Here is a 20975-nt window from a genome sequence, read left to right as displayed (position 1 = left end):
ACGCCACGGACCAACCACCGCACCCCTGACCGCCCCGCGCGCCACGGACCAACCACCGCACCCATAACCGCCCGCACGCCACAGCCTCGACCACCGGCACCATGACCGCCCCACGCACCACGGACCCACCACCCGCATCCCCGACCACCCGGCACGCCACGGACCAACCACCGCACCCCTGACCGCCCCGCGCGCCACGGTTCGATCAGCCGCACCTTGACCGCCCGCACGCCACAGCCCCAAGCGCCGCCACATCACCGGCCCCGCGAGGCAAAATCCGCTCCACCGGTGCGCGACCGGCCGCACTCTCGCTCCTCAGCGGCACAACGCCCCGACAGCAGCCGCCCGGTGCCCCACGGAAGCCTCTCTCTACCGGCGGCAGGCGCCCCTTGCCCTGCGGAAGCCCCTCACTGCCGGTGGCAGCCGCCCCTTGCCCCGTGCGAGCTTCCCACTAGGGTGCCTCCGTGACCACGTTTACCGATGAGAACGTCCCCGGCCGCTACGGCCCCCACGCGACCACCGAGGCGGACCCGCACGACGTCGGCCGGGTGCGCACCGAGTACTCCCCCGCCCACGACGGCGACCCGGACCCCGGCGAAATCGTGTGGACCTGGGTGCCGTTCGAGGAGAACGACGGCCGGGGCAAGGACCGCCCGGTGCTGGTCGTCGCCCGGGAGGCGGCCGGCACCCTCCTCGCCGTACAGCTGTCCAGCAAGCGGCACGACGGCGACCGGGAATGGGTCGCGATCGGCAGCGGGCCGTGGGACCGGTCGGGCCGGGACTCATGGGTGGACGTGGACCGTGTCCTGCGGCTCCACGAGAACGGCATGCGCCGGGAGGCGTGCGCGCTGGACCGGATGCGCTTCAACCTGGTCCGGCAGCGGCTGCACGAGCGCTACGGCTGGACCTGACCGGCGTACGGCGCGTCGGTCCGGGACTCCGGGAACGCCCGGACGAACGCCTCACGCACCACGGTTCCCGGCGTCCGGTCCAGCACCCCGAAGACCACGTGCTCGAACGTGCGGGCGAACCGGCCGCCGGGGCCGAGCAGGGTGCGGAACGCGCCCGCGACCTGCACCGGGTCGTTCTGGAAGACGCCGCAGCCCCAGGCGCCGAGCACCAGCCGGCCATAGCCGTGGGCGGCGGCCGTCTCCAGTACGCGCTCGGCCCGCCGCGCCAGGACGGTCTGCAGTTCACCGGCACGCTCGGCCGCCGTGCGCCGTACGACGCCCGCGTTCGGGGCGGCCGCGGTCAGGAAGCCCGCGAGGTACGGCTCGGCCAGCAGCCGGCCCCGGTCGTCACGGAACACCGGGACGCGGGGGCTGTGGATCACCCGGTCCGTGTAGAACGGGTCGCGGTGGGCGCGGTGATGGTCGTAGAACTCGCGCGCCTCCAGCAGGCAGGCGTACAGCGCGGAGGCGCGGCACAGGGCTTCCTCCTGGGCCTGGGCGCCGTTGAGATAGCCGCCGCCGGGATTGCGCGCGGAGGCGAAGTTCAGGACGGCGACCGGGGCGCCGGCCAGTCGGTGGGCGGCCTCCAGACTGCTCTCCCCGGTGACCTCGACAACGGTGTCCGCCGCGAGTTGCGAGCCGACCCCCGCGTCACCCGGCCGCCGTAGGGAAACCGGCTCCGGACCGAACATCCGCGTACCGGCCCGCGCGGCCTCGGTCTGCGCCGCGATCGACACCTCTCGACCGTCCGGCGCGCGATACCGGCCCGCCGCCACGATCTGCTCGGTCTCGGCGGCGATACCGCGCAGGCGCGCGCTCATGGCGCCACCCCCGTGGGCGCCGTGTCCGCGGCCTGCGCGGTCTCCCCCGTCGTGCTCATGCACGCATCCTGGGTGATGCTGGTGATGCGGTGCAACGGAGTTTCCCGCCCCAGGAACGGTCCGGAGAACGCATACGGAAACGGAGATGACCGAACCGGAACGTCCCCAGGGGCACCCTTGTGCGAATCGGCGCGAGGGTCTTGGGTGGAACGAGTGCCTGCCCGGCCCGACGGTCGACCGGGCCGGAGGCATGGTGGAATCTCAGGAGGATCCCGACATGTCCGATTCTCAGAGTGACGGTGGCGACTGTACGGAGCATCGCACCGCCGTCACCGAAGCCGAGGTGGAGGCCCTGGTCCGGGGCATCTGCTTCAAGACCGGGCCGCCCCGCTCGCTCGGTGTCGAGCTGGAGTGGCTCATCCATGAGCTGCGGATGCCGCAGCTCCCCGTGACACCCGAACGACTCGAAGCGGTGTACGCCGCGCTGCGGGCCCTGCCCCTGCGGTCGCCGCTCACCGTGGAACCCGGCGGCCAGCTGGAGCTGAGCTCGCCGCCCGCCGCCTCCCTGATGGAGTGCATCGGCACCGTCTCCGCCGATCTGGACACCGTCCGCGCCGTCCTCGCCGAGGAAGGGCTCGGTCTGGTCGGCATCGGCCACGACCCCTGGCACACCCCCCGCCGGTTCCTGCACGAGCCGCGCTACGACGCGATGGAGACCTGCCTGGACCGCACCGGTCCGGCGGGTCGGCACATGATGTGCGCCTCCGCCTCCGTGCAGGTCTGCGTGGACGCCGGCCACGAGGAGCCGGGCCCGCTCGGGTACCGGCGCCGCTGGTGGCTGGCCCATCAGCTGGGGGCCGTCATGGTGGCCGCGTTCGCCAACTCCCCGCTGCTCGGCCACGAGCCCACGGGCTGGATGTCCACCCGGCAGCTGATGTGGATGGAGATCGGTGCCGGGCGGGCGGGCGCTCCCCCGCTGGACGGCGAGCCGCGTGCCGCGTGGGCCCGGCACGTGCTCGACTCACCGGTGATGTGTGTGCGCCGGGACAACGGGCCGTGGCACGTGCCCGAGGGGCTCACCTTCCGGGAGTGGACCCGTTCCCGGTCACCCCGGCCGCCCACGCGGGCGGATCTGGAGTACCACCTGACCACGCTGTTCCCGCCGGTCCGGCCGCGCGGCCACCTGGAGTTGCGGATGATCGACGCGCAGCCCGGCGACGACGGCTGGATCGTGCCCCTCGCGGTGACGGCGGCGCTGTTCGACGACCCGGCGGCCGCCGAGACGGCGTACCGCAGCGTCAAGCGCCTCGCGGAGCGGGGCCTGAACCTGCCCGCCCCGCACAACCCGCTGTGGACCGACGCGGCCCGCCTCGGCCTCGCCGACCCGGAGCTGCGCGAGGTCGCCGCCGTGTGTTTCGCGGCGGCGCTGCAGGCCCTGCCCCGGATCGGCGCCACCGCCGAGGTCACCGGCGCGGTGGCCGCGTACCTGGACCGCTATGTCGACCGGGGCCGCTGCCCGGCCGACGACCTGCTGGACCGATCGGCGGGCAGGGGCCTGCGCGCGTCCCGGCCCGGCCGTACCGCCCATGGGAGGAAGGACATCCGCACATGACCGCCCCTGAGACCGACACCTCGACGACCGAGGTGGACACCGAGACGCTGCGCGCGCGGGTGCTGGCCTCCCTCACCACCGCACGGGACCGCACCACGCTGCTGACCACCTGCGTCGAGGAACCCGATCTCACCGCCCAGCACTCGCCGCTGATGTCCCCGCTGGTGTGGGACCTCGCGCACATCGGCAACCAGGAGGAGCTGTGGCTGCTCCGGGCGATCGGCGGCCGGGACGCCATGCGGCCCGAGATCGACAGCCTGTACGACGCCTTCGAGCACCCGCGCGCCGAGCGGCCCTCGCTGCCGCTGCTGCCGCCCGCCGAGGCCCGCCGGTACGCGGCCGAGGTACGCGGCCGGGTCACGGACCTGCTGGCGGGCGCGGACTTCCACGGCACCCGGCTGACCGAGGCGGGGTTCGCCTTCGGAATGATCGCCCAGCACGAACAGCAGCACGACGAGACGATGCTGATCACCCATCAGCTCAGAAAGGGCCCGCAGGTCCTCACCGCCCCGGACCCGGAACCCGCCCCGCTGTTCACCGGTCCGGCCGAAGTCCTTGTCCCCGGCGGCCCGTTCACTATGGGCACCTCGGCCGAGCCATGGGCGCTGGACAACGAACGCCCGGCGCACGCCCGGGAGGTGGCGCCGTTCTGGATCGACACCACCCCGGTGACGAACGCGGCGTACCAGGCGTTCATCGAGGACGGCGGCTACGACACCGAGCGCTGGTGGACCCCGGAGGGCTGGGCCCACATCAAGCAGCACGCGATCAGCGCGCCACTGTTCTGGCGCCGGGACGGCGGCCGCTGGCTGCGGCGGCGCTTCGGCCTCACCGAGGCTGTCCCGCCCGACGAGCCGGTGCTGCACGTGTGCTGGTACGAGGCCGACGCCTACGCCCGCTGGGCCGGGCGGCGGCTGCCCACCGAGGCGGAGTGGGAGAAGGCCGCCCGGCACGACCCGGCCACCAGCCGCTCCATGCGCTACCCGTGGGGCGACGCGGACCCGGCACCGGAGCACGCCAACCTGGGCCAGCGGCACCTTCGGCCCGCGGCCGCTGGCAGCTACCCGGCCGGGGCATCACCGCTCGGCGTACGCCAGTTGATCGGTGACGTGTGGGAGTGGACGGCGAGCGACTTCCTGCCCTACCCGGGCTTCCAGGCCTTCCCGTACAAGGAGTACTCGGAGGTGTTCTTCGGCTCCGACCACAAGGTGCTGCGCGGCGGTTCCTTCGCCGTGGACCCGGTGGCCTGCCGGGGCACGTTCCGCAACTGGGACTACCCGATCCGGCGGCAGATCTTCTCCGGGTTCCGCACCGCGCGCTCGGAGGCCGTCTGATGTGCCGTCATCTGGCCTATGTGGGGCCCGAGGAAACGCTCGGCCGACTGCTCCTGGAGCCGGAGCACAGCCTGGTTCGCCAGTCGTGGGCGCCCCGGCGGCAGCGCTACGGGACGGTCAACGCGGACGGCTTCGGGGTCGGCTGGTACGCCCAGGACGACCCTCTTCCGGCGCGCTACCGGCGGGCCGGGCCGGTCTGGGCCGACCTGTCCTTCGCCGACCTGGCCCGGGTGGTGCGCTCCGGCTGCGTACTCGCCGCCGTACGGGACGCGACGCTCGCGGGTGCCGACGCCGAGGCCGCAGCGGCGCCCTTCGCCTCGGGCCGGTGGCTGTTCAGCCACAACGGCGCCCTCGCGGGCTGGCCCGACTCGGTCGCCCCGCTGGTCTCCGCGCTGCCCCCGGTCGAGCTGCTGTCACTGCAGGCCCGCACCGACTCGGCGTTCGTCTGGGCGCTGGTCCTGCACCGGCTGCGTTCGGGTGACGAGCCCGACCAGGCCCTCGGTGAAACGGTTCGCCAGCTGGCCGGGGCGGCCCCGGCCTCGCGGCTCAACCTGCTGCTGACGGACGGCGCGACGATCGCCGCCACCGCCTGGGGCGACACCCTCTGGTACCGCACGGAGCCCGGCCTGAGCACGGTCGTCGCCTCCGAGCCCTACGACGACGACCCGCTCTGGCAGGAGGTTCCCGACCGCACCGTGCTCACCGCGAGCCGCGCCGGCGTGCTGCTCGCACCACTGGAGGATCCCGCGTCCTTCCCCACTCTCGACTCCGCTCGAGCGGGGGGACCCCCATCATCGAAGGAGCCCTGTACGTGAGCCCCCTGCACGTCACCCGCACCCTCCCCGAGGACGCGACGGACGCCGCGCTGCGCGCCGACGTCCTGCACGGCCTCACCGTCCAGCCCAAGTGGCTGCCGCCCAAGTGGTTCTACGACACCCGCGGCAGCGAGCTGTTCGAGCAGATCACCGAACTGCCCGAGTACTACCCCACCCGCGCCGAGCGGGAGATCCTCGCCGGCCGGTCCGGCGAGATCGCCGCGGCGAGCGGTGCCCGCACGCTGATCGAACTCGGCTCGGGCTCCTCGGAGAAGACCCGCTTCCTCCTCGACGCGCTCGCGCCCGCGGCGTACGTCCCGGTCGACGTCAGCGAGAGCGCCCTCACCCAGGCCGGACAAGCGCTCGTCGAAGACCGTCCGGACCTCGACGTGCACGCGCTGATCGCCGACTTCACCGCCCCGATGGCCCTGCCCGCGACCCCTGGTCCCCGGCTGCTGGCCTTCCTCGGCGGCACGATCGGCAACCTGCTGCCCGACGAACGCGCGAAGTTCCTGGCCTCCGTTCGCTCCCTGCTCGCCCCCGGCGACGGGCTGCTGCTCGGCACGGACCTGGTCAAGGACGAACGAGTGCTGGTCCGGGCGTACGACGACGCGGCCGGGGTGACGGCGGCGTTCAACAAGAACGTGCTGGCCGTGGTCGACCGGGAGCTGGGCGCCGACTTCGATCCGGACGCCTTCGACCACGTGGCCCTCTGGGACGCCGAGCACGAGTGGATCGAGATGCGGCTGCGCTCCCGTACCGCGCAGACCGTGAAGGTGCCCGCGCTGGACCTGGCCGTGGACTTCGCGGCGGGCGAGGAACTGCGCACCGAGGTGTCCGCGAAGTTCCGCAGGGAGGGTGTGACCGCCGAACTGGCGTCTGCGGGACTTGAGTTGAGCCACTGGTGGACGGACGCGCAGGGCCGCTTCGCGCTGTCGCTGAGTGTGGTGCGGTGACTCACACCTCCGGCGCGAGTTCCTCGGTGATCTTCGCGGAGGCCCGGCGGGCCTCCGTGGCCGGGTCCGCACCCCGGAGCACCCGGGACATGTACTCCTTGATCGGGTTGTCGGCCTCGACGTCGGCCCACTGAGGGGTGCTGGGGGTCGCCCGGCCGTGTGCCGCACCCGCGGCCATGGCGGCGACCCCCTCCTCGCCCGCGACCGCGCTCGCCAGCGTGGTCTTGTTGGGCACGTAGTTCATCGTGCGGGCGAGTTCCGTGTCCCACTTGGCACCGACGAGCGCCCCGACGACGGCGGTCGCCGCGAACTGGTCCTTGGTGCCCGAGGGGACGACGAGGTCGGAGCCGCCGGTGAAGACGGTGCAGGGCCGTGCGGCGGTCTTCCCAGGCACCGGGAAGAAGCCCAGCTTGTTCTGCAGATCCGGGTTCTGCCGCACGATCGACTGGGCCAGCCCCGGTACGGCGATGATCTGCGCCACCCTGCCGTCGGCGAACACCCCTGCCTGGGGCGGGTGTTCCTCGTCCGCGTCCGCGGGGCCCCGCCCCAGCGCCTGCAGCCGCCGGTAGAAGTCCATGCCGCGCAGCGCGGCCGGGGTGCCGAGGGCACCCTCCCACCGGTAGTCCTTCTGCCGGGCGAGGTCGCCGCCCTCGTCCCAGATGAAGCCCGAGAGCGTGTACCAGTCCTGTCCGGCCAGGTAAATACCCTGGTTGCCCGCGGAGTTGAGCTTCTCGGTGTCGGCGAGCCACTCCTCGCGGGTCCTCGGCGGGCGGGTGACGCCGGCCGCCTCGAACAGGTCCTTGCGGTAGATGACGACGCGGTTGGCGGCGTACCAGGGGATGCCGTACTGCGCGTTGGCGTCCTTGCCGGGCCCGGCGAGGGCGGGCAGCCACTGGTCCTTGCCCCAGTCGCGCATCGACTCCAGCGTGAGGTCGGCGAGCTTGCCTCCGTCGGCGTACAGCGGCACCTGGGTGTTGCCGACCTCGATGACATCGGGCCCGTCCCCGGAGGCGTCCTTGAGCGCCGCGCGGACCTTGTCGACGATGCCGGTCCATTGCTGGATGCGGATGTCCAGGCGCAGGTCCTTGTGGCTGCGCTCGAAGTCGGCCGTGAAGCGCCGCAGGAACGCGTCCGAGGCGCTGTCCTTCATCAGCCACACGGTGACGGTCTTGCGCTCGTGCTCGCCGGGGAGCATCCCGCAGGCGCTCAGGAGGGAACCGGTGACACACACGAGGGCGAGCAGACGACATCTCACGAGGGGTCCTGTTCTGTCTGGCGGGGATGCGGACAGGCGTGGGGGCCCGACGTGGGGGGGCGAGCGGCACCGCTCGCACGGGTGTGCTGGATTTTGGTATGGACCAATGCAGAGGGTCAAGGGGGCACGGGCTACCCGCGTAGGTCCCGGACACCGTGCGGGCGGGGCGGGGATGGGGCACGGTGGAGTACGGCGTGACACGAGAGGAGCACCCTCATGACGAATCACACCTACCGGGTCACCGAGATCGTCGGCACGTCACACGAAGGCATCGACCAGGCCATCCGCAACGGCATCGCCCGCGCCGACCAGACCCTGCGCAATCTGGACTGGTTCGAGATCACAGAGGTCCGCGGCCAGATCGAGAACGGGCGGATCGAGCACTACCAGGTGGGACTGAAGGTCGGCTTCCGCATCGAGGACGCGGGCTGACGCCGGCCGGCGTCAGGTGCGGCCCTCCCGCTCCTGAGCCTCCTGGAGCGCCGCGGACTTCGCGGCCCAGCGGGCACGTACGACGGTGAACCCCGCGCGCTCGGCGTCGTCGCAGACCATTTCGTCGTCGTCCACGAGGACACGGATCTCGCGGTCCTGGGCGAGCCGGCGCATGATCTCCAGCTTGGTGAACCGGGCGGGCCTGCGGTCGGCGTTGCTGCGCATGTACACGCGCCCCTCGGGAAGCCCATGGGCCGCGAGCCAGTCCAGCGTGTCGCGCCGGCACCGCTCGGGACGGCCGGTGAGATACAGGACCTCGCACTCGCGGGCGCTCTCCAGGGCGAGCGCGATGCCCTCGGCGAGGGGCGGGTCCGCGGGCGCGGCGGCGAAGAACGCGGCCCAGTTCTTCGGCCGTGTCTCCAGGAAGTGCTGCCGGTGCGCCGTGTCGGCCAGGGTGTTGTCGAGGTCGTACACGGCGAGCGGACGCCTGGTGCTGTCGGTCACGGGGCCACCTTAGCCAGGCGCCGACGGTCCAGGAATTCCCGGCTCCTCGGGGCGTTGAACCCTGTGTGAGCAGCACAGTGATCGCCCGGACCCGGTTCTCCGTCCTCGACCGTTCGCGCACCCGCGAGGGACACCCGCCCGCCGAGGCGCTGCGGGACACCGTCGCACTGGCGCGGGAGGCGGAGCGGCTCGGCTATCACCGCTTCTGGGTGTCCGAGCACCATGGTGTGCCCGGGGTCGCCGGTTCCGCGCCGACCGTGCTGGTCGCCGCGGTCGCCTCGGCCACCCGCGCCATCCGGGTCGGCACCGGCGGGGTGATGCTGCCCAACCACCAACCGCTCGTCGTCGCCGAGCAGTTCGGCGTGCTGGAGTCCCTGTTCCCCGGCCGGATCGACATGGGGCTCGGGCGTTCCGTCGGCTTCACCGACGGCGTGCGCAAAGCCCTCGGCCGGGACAAGGAGGTGGCCGGGGACTTCGCGGCACAGCTCGGCGAACTGCTGGGCTGGTTCGCGGGCGGCTCGCCGACCGGGGTGCGGGCGCGCCCCGCCGAAGGACTGCGGGTGCCGCCGTTCGTGCTGGCCATGGGCGAGGGCGCGCGGATCGCGGCCCGCGCCGGACTGCCGATGGTGATCGGCGATCTGCGCGGCCGGGAGAGGATGCTGCGCGGCATCGACCAGTACCGCTCCCTGTTCCGCCCCTCCACCTGGGCGGCCGAGCCGTACGTCGTGATCTCCGGGACGGTCGCGGTCGCCGGCACCGAGGCGGAGGCGCGGCGGCTGCTGGTCCCGGAGGCCTGGTCGATGGCGTACTCGCGCACCCACGGCACCTTCCCGCCGCTCGCCCCGGCCGAGGAGATCGAGGCCCGCCCGATGACCGCGAAGGAGCGCGGCTTCTACGAGGGCGGTCTCGCCGGGCACATCGCCGGCACCGAGGACCACGTCGCGGACGAGCTGGAGACGGTACTGAAGGAGACGGGCGCCGACGAGGTGCTGGTCACCACCAGCGGCTACGACCGTACGGCCCTGCTGGACTCCTACCGGCGGCTCGCCGCGCTGTTCACCCCGGGCCGCTGAATCCGGGCCGCTCAGGGCCCCACGACCCCGAGATGCGGACCCGGCCGGCGCCGGTGACCCTGGGAGGGAAGCCTCAAGCGACCAGGAGGGCTGCCATGTCCATGATGGACAAGATCAAGCAGATGCTCAAGGGCCACGAGGACCAGGCCAGGACGGGCGTCGACAAGGCCGGCGACATGATCGACCAGAGGACCCAGGACAAGTACAGGTCCCAGGTCGACGCCGCGCAGAAGCGGGCGGACGAGTACATCGACCAGAACCGCCGCGACAACCCTCCGCAGTAGCGGCGCCCGGGCGTGGATAGGGTTGTGCCTCTATGCACAGCCCACATGACCAGTACGTCCGCGTCCGCGGCGCCCGCGAGCACAATCTCAAGGGCGTCGACGTCGACATCCCGCGCGACGTCCTGGCCGTGTTCACCGGCGTGTCCGGATCGGGGAAGTCGTCGCTGGCGTTCGGCACGATCTACGCCGAGGCGCAGCGGCGGTACTTCGAGTCGGTCGCGCCGTATGCGCGCAGGCTGATCCACCAGGTCGGGGCGCCCAAGGTCGGTGAGATCACCGGGCTGCCGCCCGCGGTCTCGCTGCAGCAGCGCCGCGCGGCCCCCACCTCGCGCTCCTCGGTGGGCACGGTCACCAATCTCGCCAACTCCCTGCGCATGCTGTTCTCCCGGGCCGGGGCGTATCCGCCCGGCGCGGAGCGGCTCGATTCGGACGCGTTCTCGCCGAACACGGCGGCCGGGGCCTGCCCGGAGTGCCATGGTCTGGGCCAAGTGCACGACACCACCGAGGAGTTGCTGGTCCCGGATCCCTCGCTGTCCATCCGCGAGGGCGCCATCGCCGCCTGGCCCGGCGCCTGGCAGGGCAAGAATCTGCGCGACATCCTCGACGCCCTCGGCCACGACGTGGACCGGCCCTGGCGCGAGCTGCCCGCGCAGGCGCGGGAGTGGATCCTGTTCACGGACGAGCAGCCCGTCGTCACCGTCCACCCGGTCCGGGACGCCGACCGCATCCAACGGCCGTACCAGGGAACGTACATGAGTGCCCGCCGGTATGTGCTGAAGACCTTCTCGGACACCAGGTCGGCGTCGCTGCGGGCGAAGGCCGAACGGTTCCTGACCAGCGCGCCCTGCCCGGTGTGCGGGGGCAGCCGGCTACGGCCGGAGGCGCTGGCCGTGAGCTTCGGCGGCCGGACGATCGCCGAACTGGCCGCGCTGCCGCTGACCGAACTGGCGGCCCTGCTGGACGGCCATACCGAGACCGCCCGGGTCCTCACCGAGGACCTGAAGTCCCGGATCGCGCCGGTGGTCGAACTGGGCCTCGGCTACCTCAGCCTCGACCGCTCCACCCCCACCCTCTCGGCGGGCGAGCTCCAACGGCTCCGGCTCGCCACGCAGTTGCGCTCCGGGCTGTTCGGCGTGGTCTACGTCCTGGACGAGCCGTCCGCCGGACTGCACCCGGCGGACACCGAGGCGTTGCTGACCGTGCTGGACCGGCTGAAGGCCGCGGGCAACTCGGTGTTCGTGGTGGAGCATCACCTGGAGGTGGTGCGCGGCGCCGACTGGCTGGTGGACGTGGGCCCCGGCGCGGGCGAGCACGGCGGACGCGTGCTGTACAGCGGGCCGCCGGCCGAGCTGGCGTGTGTGGCGGAGTCGGCGACGGCCGTGTTCCTCTTCGACGAGTCACCCGGCCCGGCGCGTGAGGTCCGCTCCCCGCGCGGCTGGTTGACGGTGGGTCCGGTGACCCGGCACAACCTGCGCGCGGTGACGGCCGAGTTCCCGCTCGGTGCGTTCACCGCCGTCACCGGGGTCTCCGGTTCCGGAAAGTCCACGCTCATCGGCGAGTTGACGGATGACCTTCACGGCGTGGACCGGCTGGTCCGGGTCGACCAGAAGCCGATCGGGCGCACCCCGCGCTCCAACCTGGCGACCTACACCGGGCTGTTCGACGTCGTACGCAAGGTGTTCGCCGGCACCGAGGAGGCGCGGGCGCGCGGGTACGGCGTCGGCCGGTTCTCCTTCAACGTGTCCGGTGGGCGCTGCGAGACCTGCCAGGGCGAGGGTTTCGTCAGCGTCGAGCTGCTGTTCCTGCCGAGCACCTACGCGCCCTGCCCGGACTGCGGCGGCGCCCGCTACAACCCCGAGACCCGCCAAGTCACCTACCGGGAACGGAACATCGCCGAGGTGCTCGATCTGACGGTGGAGGCCGCGGCGGAGTTCTTCGCCGACATCCCGGCCGCCGCCCGCAGCCTCGGCACGCTGCTCGACGTGGGCCTCGGCTATCTGCGTCTCGGGCAGCCGGCGACCGAGCTGTCCGGCGGGGAGGCACAGCGGATCAAGCTGGCGAGCGAGCTGCAGCGCGGCCGGCGCGGCCACACCCTCTACCTGCTGGACGAGCCCACCACCGGACTGCACCCGGCCGATGTGGAGGTGCTGATGGACCGGCTGCACGGGCTGGTCGACGCCGGGCACACGGTCGTGGTGGTCGAGCACGACATGACGGTGGTCGCGGGCGCCGACTGGGTCATCGACCTGGGCCCCGGCGGCGGCGACCGGGGCGGCCGGATCGTGGCGTCGGGCCCTCCGGAGCGGGTGGCGCGGGCGGCGGGCAGCGCCACGGCACCGTACCTGGCGCGGGTCATGCCCTGAGTTCCGTCCTCACCGACCCGTGCCCAATGCATCGATGTGGTAACCGAGTTGGACCATCGGGTCGGCCCCTGCCCGCTCCTTGACGATAATGTGACGGTGTCCACTTCACCGGAACTCGAACTCGACGACGGCACGCCGGTCCGCTTCTTCCTCGCCCCCGCGGCGGGCGCACCCCCTGTCACACGGGACGACGACCTCCCCGCGGGCCTGGGCACAGTGGTGCCGGTCGGGGCGGGCGGCCGGGCCGTCGCGAACCTCGCGGCCGGCGCGCTGCGCGGCGCGCTGCGTCCGCTCGGTCCGCTGCTGCAGGAGGTCCACGACGCCGCCACGGCGGTGCCCGAGCCGCCGACCGAGCTGAGCGTGACCTTCGGCGTGCAGGTGGGCCAGGACCTCAAGTTCGGGATCGTCGGCGCCGCCGGACAGGCCCATCTCACCGTCACCGCCAGCTGGAAGCCCGCCCCGGACACCGGCACGAACCCCGCGGAGTGACGCGTGGGCTGGTTCCACACCGCGGGGGCCGGTGGCCGCGACCCGTCCCGGTACGTCGTGACGGTGCGGCGGACCGAGGACGGCAGGACGGCGGGCGCGGGGCTGGTCCTCGGCCATGACACCGTGCTGACCTGCGCGCATGTCGTGAATGCCGCGCTGGGCCGGGACATGTTCCACACCCGGGCACCGATGGACGTGGACGTACCCGTGGAAGTGAGCAGGTCCGCCGTCGGCTCGCAGCGCCACCTCGCCCGGGTGGCCCACTGGATCCCGCCCCGCGCCCCGGGCGGCGGGCCGGTGCGGCCGGGGGCCCGCGAGTGGCTCGGCGACCTCGCCGTACTCCGCGTCGACGTCCCGGCCCCGGGTCTGCCCGACGGCCCCGGCCAGGCCGCCCTGTCGGTCGGTCAGAAGCTCCGCGCCTGGCACGGCAGCGGTGCCGATGCCACCGTGGCCCGGCTCACCGTCGCCGCCGTGCACGGTCCGCACGGCTATGTCGACGGCGCGTCCACCGGCATGGCGGTCGACGTCGGTTACAGCGGCGGCCCCCTGTGGTGTCAGGAGGAGGACGCCGTGGTCGGCCTCGTCGCGGGGCACTTCCTGCCGCTCGACGCCGCCGGGCATCCGCTCCCGCTCGACTTCCAGAACGTCATCCGGCGCAGCTGGGTCATCCCCTGGCAGGCCGTCGAGGCCGAACTGCGGCCCCTCGGTGTGCTGGACGCATGCCGCCCCGTGCCGCCCGACACCGACGAGCACGCCTTCGGGCTGCTGCTGCAGGCGATCGACGACGCCCTTCCCTCCCCCACCGGGCGGGGCGACCGGGCCCGCCGGCTCGCCCAGCTGTGCGGAGTGGAGCACGGCAGCGATGTCCGGCCGCCGTCCGCCGAGGACTTCGCCGCGTTCCTGCTGACGCATCCGCGGGCGCTCGCGGCACTGACCGGGCTGTTGCGCCGGGAGGACCCGAGGTCCACCGACCGGCTGCTGGCCGCGGGCGCCCTGTCCCGCACTCCCCGGCTGCTGTCCCCGTCCGAGTACGCGGACCTGCGCGGGCATCTGCGTGCCCTCGACCCCGCCGTGAGCGCGCGGTTCCCCGAGGCGGTCCGCGCCGCGTTACCGCATCTGGCGGCCCAGCCGGGCGGCGACAGCGTGGATGCGCTCGTCGACCGCCTGGAGATCCTCCCCGGCGACGGCCACGCGAGCGACGGTGAGCGCCGGGTGCCCGCGCTGCTGCGGGTGGTGGAGTACGTCGCCGCCCTCGCGCCCGACACCCCGCGGGCCCGGCTCCGGATGTGGTCGGACCGGGTGGCCGGCCGGCTCGGCATCGGGCGCTCGGCACTGGGCGAGCGGCGCTACGACGCCCAGGAATGGGCGCGTTCCGTGCGCGGACGGGCCGCCAGGGTGCGCGTCCTGGTCCAGGTGACGAAGGCCGGGCGGAGCCGGCACCGGCTGCGGATCTGGTGCGACGAGGGCGCCGGGCCCCGGCAGGTGTCCACCGAGAGCGTGCGGACGTACACCGCCTCCGAAGCGGCCCGAGAGGTGCTGCGGGTCCTGGACTCGCTCACGCCCCCGCCCGAGGACGAGCGTCCGCCGCTGGTGGAGGTGCTCGTGGACCGCGGCGGCCTGAACCTGCCCGTCGACGAGTGGGCGGCCCAGGGCCGTGCCGAGCTGGTGCCCGGGGTGCTCGGGGTGGAGTACCCGCTGGTCGTGCACTGCCCCGAACTGCTGCGCCGCAACGGGCGGTTCGTCTCCCGCTGGCGCAGCAGATGGAGCCGCCTGGACTCCGGCAAGGCGCTCGTCGTCTCGGACCCCGCCGACCGGGACGCGCTCTACTCGCAGCTCGTCAACCAACTCGACACGGTACGCGTCTCCGTGGACGTACCGCCCGGTCCTCCCCGGGACCGCATCGTGCAGACCTGCCTGGCGCTGGGCATACCTGTGGTGATGTGGGACCGCGGCGAGGACGGGCCCTCGCACAGTGTCCGGCACATGGCGCGGGTCGCCACCCGGGAGCTCCCCGACGGCGTCCACAGCTACCGGGCGGGCGCCTGGGCCAATCCGCCCGAGTTCCCCGGCCGTCCGGTCCTCGCCTGGGCCGACGCCGACCGCACCGTCCCCCGCCTGCACCTGTCCGAACCCCAGGAGGGCCCATGACATCCGCCGCCGACGCCGCATGGCGACTGTTCCGAGGCGACGGCGTTCCCCGCGAGGTCACCCTGCCCGACGCGCCGCCGTGGCGGCGCTTCGCCCCGGTGCGCGCGCCGCGCCCAAAGCTGCCGTACGTGATCGACCCGCGGCACGCCGACATCGTCAACGCGGCGCTGCATCTGCGTCGTCCGCTGCTGGTGACCGGTCCCGCGGGCACCGGCAAGTCGTCGCTCGCCCGTGCCGTCGCGCTGGAACTGCGCCTCGGCGATCTGCTGCGCTGGTCCGTCACCAGCCGCTCCACCGTGCCGGACGCCCTCTACGTCTACGACGCCATCGGCCGGCTGCGGGAGACCACGCTCAGCCGGGACCGCGGCGACCGCGAGCCGTCCATCGGGCAGTTCATCCGCCTCGGGCCGCTCGGCACCGCGCTGGTGGCCTCGGCCGGCCCGCGCTGTCTGCTCATCGACGAGATGGACAAGGGCGACGTCGACCTCCCCAACGATCTGCTCACCGTGTTCGAGGAGGGCTACTTCGAGATCAAGGAGCTGGTCCGGCTGCCGGAGGACAGCGCCGACGTGGAGGTGCAGACCTCGGACCACCGGGGCACGGTCCGGGTGCACCAGGGCCTCGTCCAGTGCGCCGAGTTCCCCGTCGTGATCATCACCAGCAACGGTGAACGGGACTTCCCGCCCGCGTTCCTGCGCCGCTGCCTCAGGCTGGAACTGCCGGTGCCCGACGAGGAGCGGCTGCGCACCATCGTCGCCGCGCATCTGGGCGAGGAGGCGCTGCGGGAGGCGGACGACCTCATCGACGCCTTCCTGCGCCGCCGCGCCCTCGGTGAACTCGCCACCGACCAGCTGCTGAACGCCGTGTTCCTGCGCACCGGGGGCGTCGACCTGGACGCGGAGGGCCTGCTGGACGCCGTACTGCACCAGCTCACCGGGGCGATGTGACCGTGGCGGGCGGGGGCGGGCGACTGGCCGAGGCACTGCGGGTACTGGCGTCCTGCGGTCACGACCTGGACGCGGACCAGGTCCTCGACGTGCTCTGGCTCGCCCGCCGCCTGCCCACCGACACCGAGGCACCGCTCCGGCGCGAACCCCCGCCGGTGCCGAGCCGCCCCGCGCCCGGCCCCGCGCCGGATCCAGGCCCGGCCGCCGCGCAGGCCCCCACGCCGGACCCCGACGACCCGGACCTGCCCGACCTCACCGCCCCCGCCCTGTACGGGGCGGCCCGGCGCGGTCCGGCGCCCGAGGTGCGGCTCACCCCGTCCGCGCCCGAGCCGCGCCGGGCGATGCCGGTGCGGGTGCCCGAGGACAAGGCCCTCGCCGACGAGCTGGCCCTGGGCCGGGCGCTTCGGCCGTTGCGCCGCCGCCGCGACAGCCGTTACCGCACGGAGATCGACGAGGAGCGCACCGCCGCCCAGCTGGCCGAGACGGGGCTGCCCGACGTGGTGGAACGGCCGGTGCGCGAGCGCTGGCTGAATCTGGCACTGCTCGTGGACGACGGTCTGTCGATGCTGCTGTGGCATCGGCTCGGCGCCGAACTGCGCACCCTGCTGGAGCGGTTGGGTGCCTTCGCCACCACCCGTGTCCTCGGCCTCGACACCCGTGCCGCCCGTGAACCCCGCCTGCACACGCGGCCGTTCCGGCCCGGGAGCGGTGCGTTGCCGCTCAGCACGGTCAACGACCCCTCGGGCCGCACCCTGGTCCTCGTCGTCAGCGACGGCATGGGCGCCGCCTGGCGCTCCGGTGCCCTGCACGGGCTGCTGGCCCGCTGGGCGTCCCGCGGACCGACCGCGGTCCTGCAGACACTGCCGCCGGACATGTGGGAGGCCTCCGGCATCGCCGCCGAGCGCTGGCAGGCCACCACTCGCAGGATCGGTGGCGCCAACGCCGCCTGGGAGGTGAGCGATCCGGTCCTGCCGCCGGAGCTGTCCGCCTTCGACGGGGTGCCCGTGCCCGTCCTGGAGCCGACCCCCGAGTCGCTGCGGGACTGGGCCCGGCTGCTCGCCTCCCCCGGCACCACCGTGGAGCTGCCCCTGCTGGCCCACCCCGACCCGTACGGCAGTGTGGCCGACGCCCGGGACCTGACCAGCGCCCAGCACTTCCGGGACGCGGCCACCCCCGAGGCCTACCGGCTGGCGGCCCATCTCGCCGCGGTCTCGCCGCTGTCGGTGCCGGTGATGAGGCTGGTGCAGTCGGCGGTGCCCTGGCCGGCCACGACCTCGCATCTGGCGGAGGTGTTCCTGGGCGGTCTGGTCCGGCCGCACCCGGCCCCGGTGCCCGGACCGCTGCCCGCCAAGCACCGGGTGTTCGACTTCGCCGAGGAGTCGAAGTCGGTGCTCCTGGACTCCGTCCCGCAGGCCGAACTCCTGCGCACCAGCCGCCGGATCGGCCGCCATCTGGAGGAACTCGCGGGCAACTCGCCCGACTTCCCGGCCTGGCTGGCCCATCCGGACGGCTCCGCCCATCTGCCGGGCTCCCACCAGCCGTTCACCAGCGTCGAACGCCGGCTGCTCGCCCGCTTCGGGGTGTCGTTCGAGCGGGTACCCGGCCTGCCCTCCCGCGAGCCGGAGCGCACGCCCGCGGGAGCCGACGGCTGGGCTCCGCTGACCGACGCGGACCCGGTCCGGCTCGGCCCCTACACCCTGCGGTACCGGCGCCGCGGCCGCCGTACGATTCTGTACCGGGGCACCGACGCACACGGCACCGAGGCGGTGCTGCGCACCCCGCGGCCCGATCTCCCGGCGGCCAACGCCCAGTTGATCGCCATGGAGGCGGAGGCACTGTCCCGGCTGCAGGGCCAGTACGCGCCCGCGCTGCTCGCCACCGGTCTGGAGGACTCACCGCCCTGGCTCGCGATGGCGCCGATCGGCGACCAGGACGCCGGAAACGCCGCGCCGCCGCGCCTGTCCGAGGTGTTCGCGGGAGCCCTGGCGGACGGCACCGCCCCGTTCGACCTCGTGCGCGGCCTGCTTGTCTCCTGGCATCTGGCCAACGCGCTCGCCCTGTGTCACGCCGGCGGGCTGGTGCCCGCCGACTTCGGAACGGACAGCGTGTACGTGCTGCGCCGCACCGTGGCGCTCGCCGATCTGTCCGACTACGCCGTCGACGACCGGTATCTGGGGTCCGGCCCGGCGCCGACCGTCGCGGACAGCATGCGTGCGCTGGGCGCGCTGCTGCAGCTGATCAGCAGCAAGGCGGGCGTCGAGGTGCCGAGTCTGCCGGAGGGCATGCACCTGTGGCAGGGGGACGGCTGGGAGCAGCTGCGACGCCTGGTGCTCCGCTGCCTCGACGACGACCCGGCCGTCCGCCCCACCGCCGGCGAGGTCGCCGACGCCCTGGCCCGGTACATAGCCCTGGCCCGGCTGCGGACCGGCGACGACTCGCTGTCCCCCGTCATACCGGCAGGCAGCAGGCTGTCGGCGCCCGTACCGCTGAGCCCGCCCCCGACGCCACCGCAGGCCGGACGGCAGCTGCCGCTGTCCCGCTTCAAGGCGGCCCGCGGGCACATCCGAGAACGCCTCGCGCTGCTGCGCGAGCCGCTGCTGTTCAGCAGGCGGCTGACGCTGGTCGGCGCCCACCACCACAGCGGCCGGGCCACCGCGACGATGGCACTGGGCTCGGTGCTGGCCGCCGTGCGGCCGGAACCCGTCCTCGCCGTCGACGGGGCCCCCACCGAGGGAGCGCTCGACGCCTTCCTGCCCCACGAGCGCAACCAAGCGGTGCCCCGGGACCTGGCCGACCTCTCGCGCGGCCCGTCGTACGAGCAGGTCCGCGCCCACACCACGCGCCTTCCCTCGGGCCTGGAGGTGCTCGCGCACCGCCCGGGGCACTACGGGCCCAACTCCACGCACACCCACCAGTACATGCGTGTTCTGGCCCACACGGCGCCGTACTACTCGTTCGTGCTGACCGACTGGGCACCGGTGCGCGTGGACGCGACGCTGGAGGTGATCCTCGACCACACGGACCGGCTGATCGTGTGCTGCGGCACCACCGATTCCTTCCGCGACGACGCGGCGCGCCTCCTCGGCGGGATCCGGGACGCCGGACGCCCCGAACTGGCGGACGAGGCGGTCGTCGTGGCCTCCCGGACGGACGGTTCCTACCGCCGGACCCTGCCCGACACCTTCGTCCAGCAGCTGACCGTCCCGCCCGCCCAGGTGCTGCTCGTGCCCTTCGACAGTGCGCTGCAGTCGCCGCGCTGGGAGCTGAAGGATCTGCGCGCGGGCACGGTGGAGGCATATCTGCGGCTGGCGGAGCTGGCCGTACGCCCCCTGCTGTGAACGGCTACCCCGTCCGGACGGGCGCGGCGTGCACGGGCCGGCCCGCGACCAGGGCCGCATGGGTCCAGGCCGGCTCGTGAGCGACCGGCTGGGCCGCCCGGGCGAGGGCGCGGCGGTCGGGGTGGGCGCCGGGCCGGATCACCGGCCGTACCTCCACCTCCGCGATCAGGCCCCGGGTGCGGGCCACCCGCCACAGGGAGGCGAGGAGGGTGTCCTCGCCGACGAACGCCGCCGCCGTGCTCGGGCCGCCGCCGGTCTCCTGCCGGTAGCGCAGGCCGACCGGCTGCACGGGTACGCCGGCGTCGAGCGCGGCCTGGAAGACGGCCCGGTGGAAGCGGCCGTGGGCGCGCCCGCACCAGGTGCTGCCCTCGGGGAACGCGGCGACGGCCGCGCCCTCGCGCAGCGCCTCGGCGATCCGGGCGACCGTCTCGGGCAGGGCGCGGATCCGGTCCCGCTCGATGAACAGCGCCCCGCCGCGAGCGGCCAGCGCGCCCGCGACCGGCCACTGCCGGATCTCGGTCTTGGCGAGCATCCGGGCGGGGCGTACGGCGGTCAGCAGCGGGATGTCCAGCCACGAGACGTGGTTGGCCACCAGCAGCAGCCCGCCGGCCGGTGCGGCACCGCCGGTGAAGCGGACCCGTACCCCCATGGCCCGCACGATCACCCGGCACCACCGCCTGACCCACTCGGCGGGGATCCTCCCGCCGAGCGGGGACAGCACGATCCCGGCCAGCACCAGGACCACGACCGCGGTCAGCCGCAGCACGGCCCGGGGTACGGCCGCGGCAGCCCGGGCCGGCTCCACACAGGCGCCCGGGCTGCAGGGCGCGCTGGGCAGCCAGACGCTCATCAGGCCGGCACGAGGGAGAGGAAGTGCCGCAGATAGCGCGCGTTCACCCGGCGCATCGACAGCAGCACGTACATGTCGGCGACCCCGAAGTCCGGGTCGTGCGCGGGCTCGCCGCACACCCAGGCGCCGAGGCGCAGATAGCCGCGCAGCAGGGCGGGCAGCTCGCTGTGCCCGGCCGGGGCCTCGGCGTTCGGGATCCAGGGCAGCAGCGGCCGTACCCGGAACTCCTCGGGTGCCAGGTGCTTGGCGCGCACCCGCTCCCAGGTGGCCGTCGCGAGGGTGCCGCCGTCGGCGAGCGGCACCGAGCAGCAGCCCGCCAGCCACTCGTGCCCGCGGTCGACCATGTAGCGGGCTATCCCGGCCCAGATCAGGCCGATGACCGCGCCGTCGCGGTGGTCGGGGTGCACACAGGAGCGGCCGACCTCGACCAGTCCGGGCCGGATCGGGTCCAGCGCGCCCAGCTCGAACTCGCCCTCCGAGTAGAGCCGGCCGGCGACCGAGGCCCGCTCCGGCGGCAGCAGCCGGTAGGTGCCGACGACCTGCCCGGTGCCGGTGTCGCGCACGAGCAGGTGGTCGCAGTAGGCGTCGAAGGCGTCGACGTCCAGTCCCGGCTGCGGCGTGGCCAGCAGGGCCCCCATCTCACCGGCGAAGACGTCGTGCCGCAGCCGCTGCGCGGCCCGCACGTCGTCCTCGTCACGGGCGAGGGTGACGGTGTAGCGGGTCGGTGCCTCGGGCTGCGGGGGGCGGTCGAGGGTGGAAACGCCGGTCATGGCTCTCTCCTGGTCACGGGCCGGTTCGGCGACG

18 protein-coding genes are annotated in these 20975 nt (G+C 73.7%); 13 read left to right on the top strand and 5 right to left on the bottom strand.

Translation table 11 applies throughout. The features are described 5' to 3' along the window. Positions 1 to 464 precede the first annotated feature (464 nt). Entirely contained in the window at positions 465 to 911 is a 447-nt protein-coding gene (locus ACFYOH_RS33260; protein ID WP_388633399.1) for a type II toxin-antitoxin system PemK/MazF family toxin, read from the top strand. Here ACFYOH_RS33260 and ACFYOH_RS33255 read toward each other — a convergent pair. After that, the gene (locus ACFYOH_RS33255) at positions 896 to 1771 is read right to left on the bottom strand and encodes a TIGR02452 family protein (RefSeq protein WP_388633396.1); all 876 of its coding nucleotides are present in this window, start codon (positions 1769 to 1771) and stop codon (positions 896 to 898) included. The two genes, ACFYOH_RS33260 and ACFYOH_RS33255, sit on opposite strands and share 16 nt — an antisense overlap. Positions 1772 to 2048: 277 nt before the next feature. Between ACFYOH_RS33255 and egtA the strand changes: the two genes are divergently transcribed. Genes egtA through egtD form a run of 4 tightly spaced genes read left to right on the top strand, consistent with a single transcriptional unit; the run spans position 2049 to position 6488 of the window. After that, entirely contained in the window at positions 2049 to 3383 is a 1335-nt protein-coding gene (gene egtA / locus ACFYOH_RS33250; protein WP_388633394.1) for an ergothioneine biosynthesis glutamate--cysteine ligase EgtA, read from the top strand. Further along, positions 3380 to 4717 (top strand): ergothioneine biosynthesis protein EgtB, encoded by a 1338-nt coding sequence (gene egtB / locus ACFYOH_RS33245; RefSeq protein WP_388633391.1) that lies wholly within the window; start codon positions 3380 to 3382, stop codon positions 4715 to 4717. Before egtA ends, egtB begins: the two co-directional genes overlap by 4 nt. Further along, complete coding sequence (gene egtC / locus ACFYOH_RS33240; RefSeq protein WP_388633388.1) at positions 4717 to 5532, top strand: ergothioneine biosynthesis protein EgtC; 816 nt, start codon at positions 4717 to 4719, stop codon at positions 5530 to 5532. Before egtB ends, egtC begins: the two co-directional genes overlap by 1 nt. Further along, positions 5529 to 6488, top strand: coding sequence for an L-histidine N(alpha)-methyltransferase (gene egtD / locus ACFYOH_RS33235; RefSeq protein ID WP_388633385.1), 960 nt, complete (start codon positions 5529 to 5531; stop codon positions 6486 to 6488). Before egtC ends, egtD begins: the two co-directional genes overlap by 4 nt. A 1-nt stretch (position 6489) precedes the next feature. Here the strand turns inward: egtD and ACFYOH_RS33230 are convergent, their stop codons facing one another. Further along, entirely contained in the window at positions 6490 to 7743 is a 1254-nt protein-coding gene (locus ACFYOH_RS33230) for an extracellular solute-binding protein (RefSeq protein ID WP_388633382.1), read from the bottom strand. Between the two features lie 216 nt (positions 7744 to 7959). On the opposite strand from ACFYOH_RS33230, the gene ACFYOH_RS33225 reads away from it, so the two are divergent. After that, complete coding sequence (locus ACFYOH_RS33225; protein ID WP_388633379.1) at positions 7960 to 8175, top strand: dodecin; 216 nt, start codon at positions 7960 to 7962, stop codon at positions 8173 to 8175. A gap of 12 nt (positions 8176 to 8187) precedes the next feature. Here ACFYOH_RS33225 and ACFYOH_RS33220 read toward each other — a convergent pair whose 3' ends face one another. Next, the gene (locus ACFYOH_RS33220) at positions 8188 to 8679 is read right to left on the bottom strand and encodes a hypothetical protein (RefSeq protein ID WP_388633377.1); all 492 of its coding nucleotides are present in this window, start codon (positions 8677 to 8679) and stop codon (positions 8188 to 8190) included. Between the two features lie 65 nt (positions 8680 to 8744). On the opposite strand from ACFYOH_RS33220, the gene ACFYOH_RS33215 reads away from it, so the two are divergent. The 7 genes from ACFYOH_RS33215 (at position 8745) to ACFYOH_RS33185 (ending at position 19321) form a co-directional block, all read left to right on the top strand. Then, positions 8745 to 9752, top strand: a complete 1008-nt coding sequence (locus ACFYOH_RS33215) for an LLM class flavin-dependent oxidoreductase (RefSeq protein WP_388633374.1) — start codon at positions 8745 to 8747, stop codon at positions 9750 to 9752. Between the two features lie 95 nt (positions 9753 to 9847). Next, positions 9848 to 10036, top strand: coding sequence for an antitoxin (locus tag ACFYOH_RS33210; RefSeq protein ID WP_388633372.1), 189 nt, complete (start codon positions 9848 to 9850; stop codon positions 10034 to 10036). Positions 10037 to 10068: 32 nt separating this feature from the next. Then, positions 10069 to 12399, top strand: coding sequence for an ATP-binding cassette domain-containing protein (locus tag ACFYOH_RS33205; protein WP_388633369.1), 2331 nt, complete (start codon positions 10069 to 10071; stop codon positions 12397 to 12399). A 96-nt stretch (positions 12400 to 12495) separates the two neighbouring features. Further along, positions 12496 to 12888, top strand: coding sequence for a CU044_2847 family protein (locus ACFYOH_RS33200; protein WP_388633367.1), 393 nt, complete (start codon positions 12496 to 12498; stop codon positions 12886 to 12888). Between the two features lie 3 nt (positions 12889 to 12891). Next, entirely contained in the window at positions 12892 to 15036 is a 2145-nt protein-coding gene (locus ACFYOH_RS33195; RefSeq protein WP_388633364.1) for a trypsin-like peptidase domain-containing protein, read from the top strand. Next, positions 15033 to 15983, top strand: a complete 951-nt coding sequence (locus ACFYOH_RS33190; protein WP_388633361.1) for an AAA family ATPase — start codon at positions 15033 to 15035, stop codon at positions 15981 to 15983. Before ACFYOH_RS33195 ends, ACFYOH_RS33190 begins: the two co-directional genes overlap by 4 nt. After that, the gene (locus ACFYOH_RS33185; protein ID WP_388633358.1) at positions 15980 to 19321 is read left to right on the top strand and encodes an SAV_2336 N-terminal domain-related protein; all 3342 of its coding nucleotides are present in this window, start codon (positions 15980 to 15982) and stop codon (positions 19319 to 19321) included. The genes ACFYOH_RS33190 and ACFYOH_RS33185 overlap by 4 nt, the downstream gene beginning before the upstream one ends. A gap of 4 nt (positions 19322 to 19325) precedes the next feature. Here ACFYOH_RS33185 and ACFYOH_RS33180 read toward each other — a convergent pair whose 3' ends face one another. Together ACFYOH_RS33180 and ACFYOH_RS33175 are read right to left on the bottom strand one after the other, a co-directional pair. After that, complete coding sequence (locus tag ACFYOH_RS33180) at positions 19326 to 20171, bottom strand: lysophospholipid acyltransferase family protein (protein WP_388633355.1); 846 nt, start codon at positions 20169 to 20171, stop codon at positions 19326 to 19328. After that, complete coding sequence (locus ACFYOH_RS33175) at positions 20171 to 20941, bottom strand: GNAT family N-acyltransferase (RefSeq protein ID WP_365324617.1); 771 nt, start codon at positions 20939 to 20941, stop codon at positions 20171 to 20173. The genes ACFYOH_RS33180 and ACFYOH_RS33175 overlap by 1 nt, the downstream gene beginning before the upstream one ends. Positions 20942 to 20975: the final 34 nt, after the last annotated feature.

It is taken from the genome of Streptomyces sp. NPDC007856 (assembly GCF_042868225.1).
GTDB lineage: Bacteria > Actinomycetota > Actinomycetes > Streptomycetales > Streptomycetaceae > Streptomyces.
The sequence above is the reverse complement of the archived record's forward strand: the minus strand, read 5'-3'. Positions and strand labels throughout refer to the sequence as shown.

Excerpts from the sequence above, each read along its gene's own strand:
- ACFYOH_RS33225 (WP_388633379.1), top strand. The coding sequence starts at position 7,960 with ATGACGAATCACACCTACCGGGTCACCGAGATCGTCGGCACGTCACAC.
- ACFYOH_RS33255 (WP_388633396.1), bottom strand. The coding sequence starts at position 1,771 with ATGAGCGCGCGCCTGCGCGGTATCGCCGCCGAGACCGAGCAGATCGTG.
- ACFYOH_RS33180 (WP_388633355.1), bottom strand. The coding sequence starts at position 20,171 with ATGAGCGTCTGGCTGCCCAGCGCGCCCTGCAGCCCGGGCGCCTGTGTG.
- egtC (WP_388633388.1), top strand. The coding sequence starts at position 4,717 with ATGTGCCGTCATCTGGCCTATGTGGGGCCCGAGGAAACGCTCGGCCGA.
- ACFYOH_RS33190 (WP_388633361.1), top strand. The coding sequence starts at position 15,033 with ATGACATCCGCCGCCGACGCCGCATGGCGACTGTTCCGAGGCGACGGC.
- ACFYOH_RS33205 (WP_388633369.1), top strand. The coding sequence starts at position 10,069 with ATGCACAGCCCACATGACCAGTACGTCCGCGTCCGCGGCGCCCGCGAG.
- ACFYOH_RS33175 (WP_365324617.1), bottom strand. The coding sequence starts at position 20,941 with ATGACCGGCGTTTCCACCCTCGACCGCCCCCCGCAGCCCGAGGCACCG.
- egtA (WP_388633394.1), top strand. The coding sequence starts at position 2,049 with ATGTCCGATTCTCAGAGTGACGGTGGCGACTGTACGGAGCATCGCACC.
- ACFYOH_RS33210 (WP_388633372.1), top strand. The coding sequence starts at position 9,848 with ATGTCCATGATGGACAAGATCAAGCAGATGCTCAAGGGCCACGAGGAC.
- egtB (WP_388633391.1), top strand. The coding sequence starts at position 3,380 with ATGACCGCCCCTGAGACCGACACCTCGACGACCGAGGTGGACACCGAG.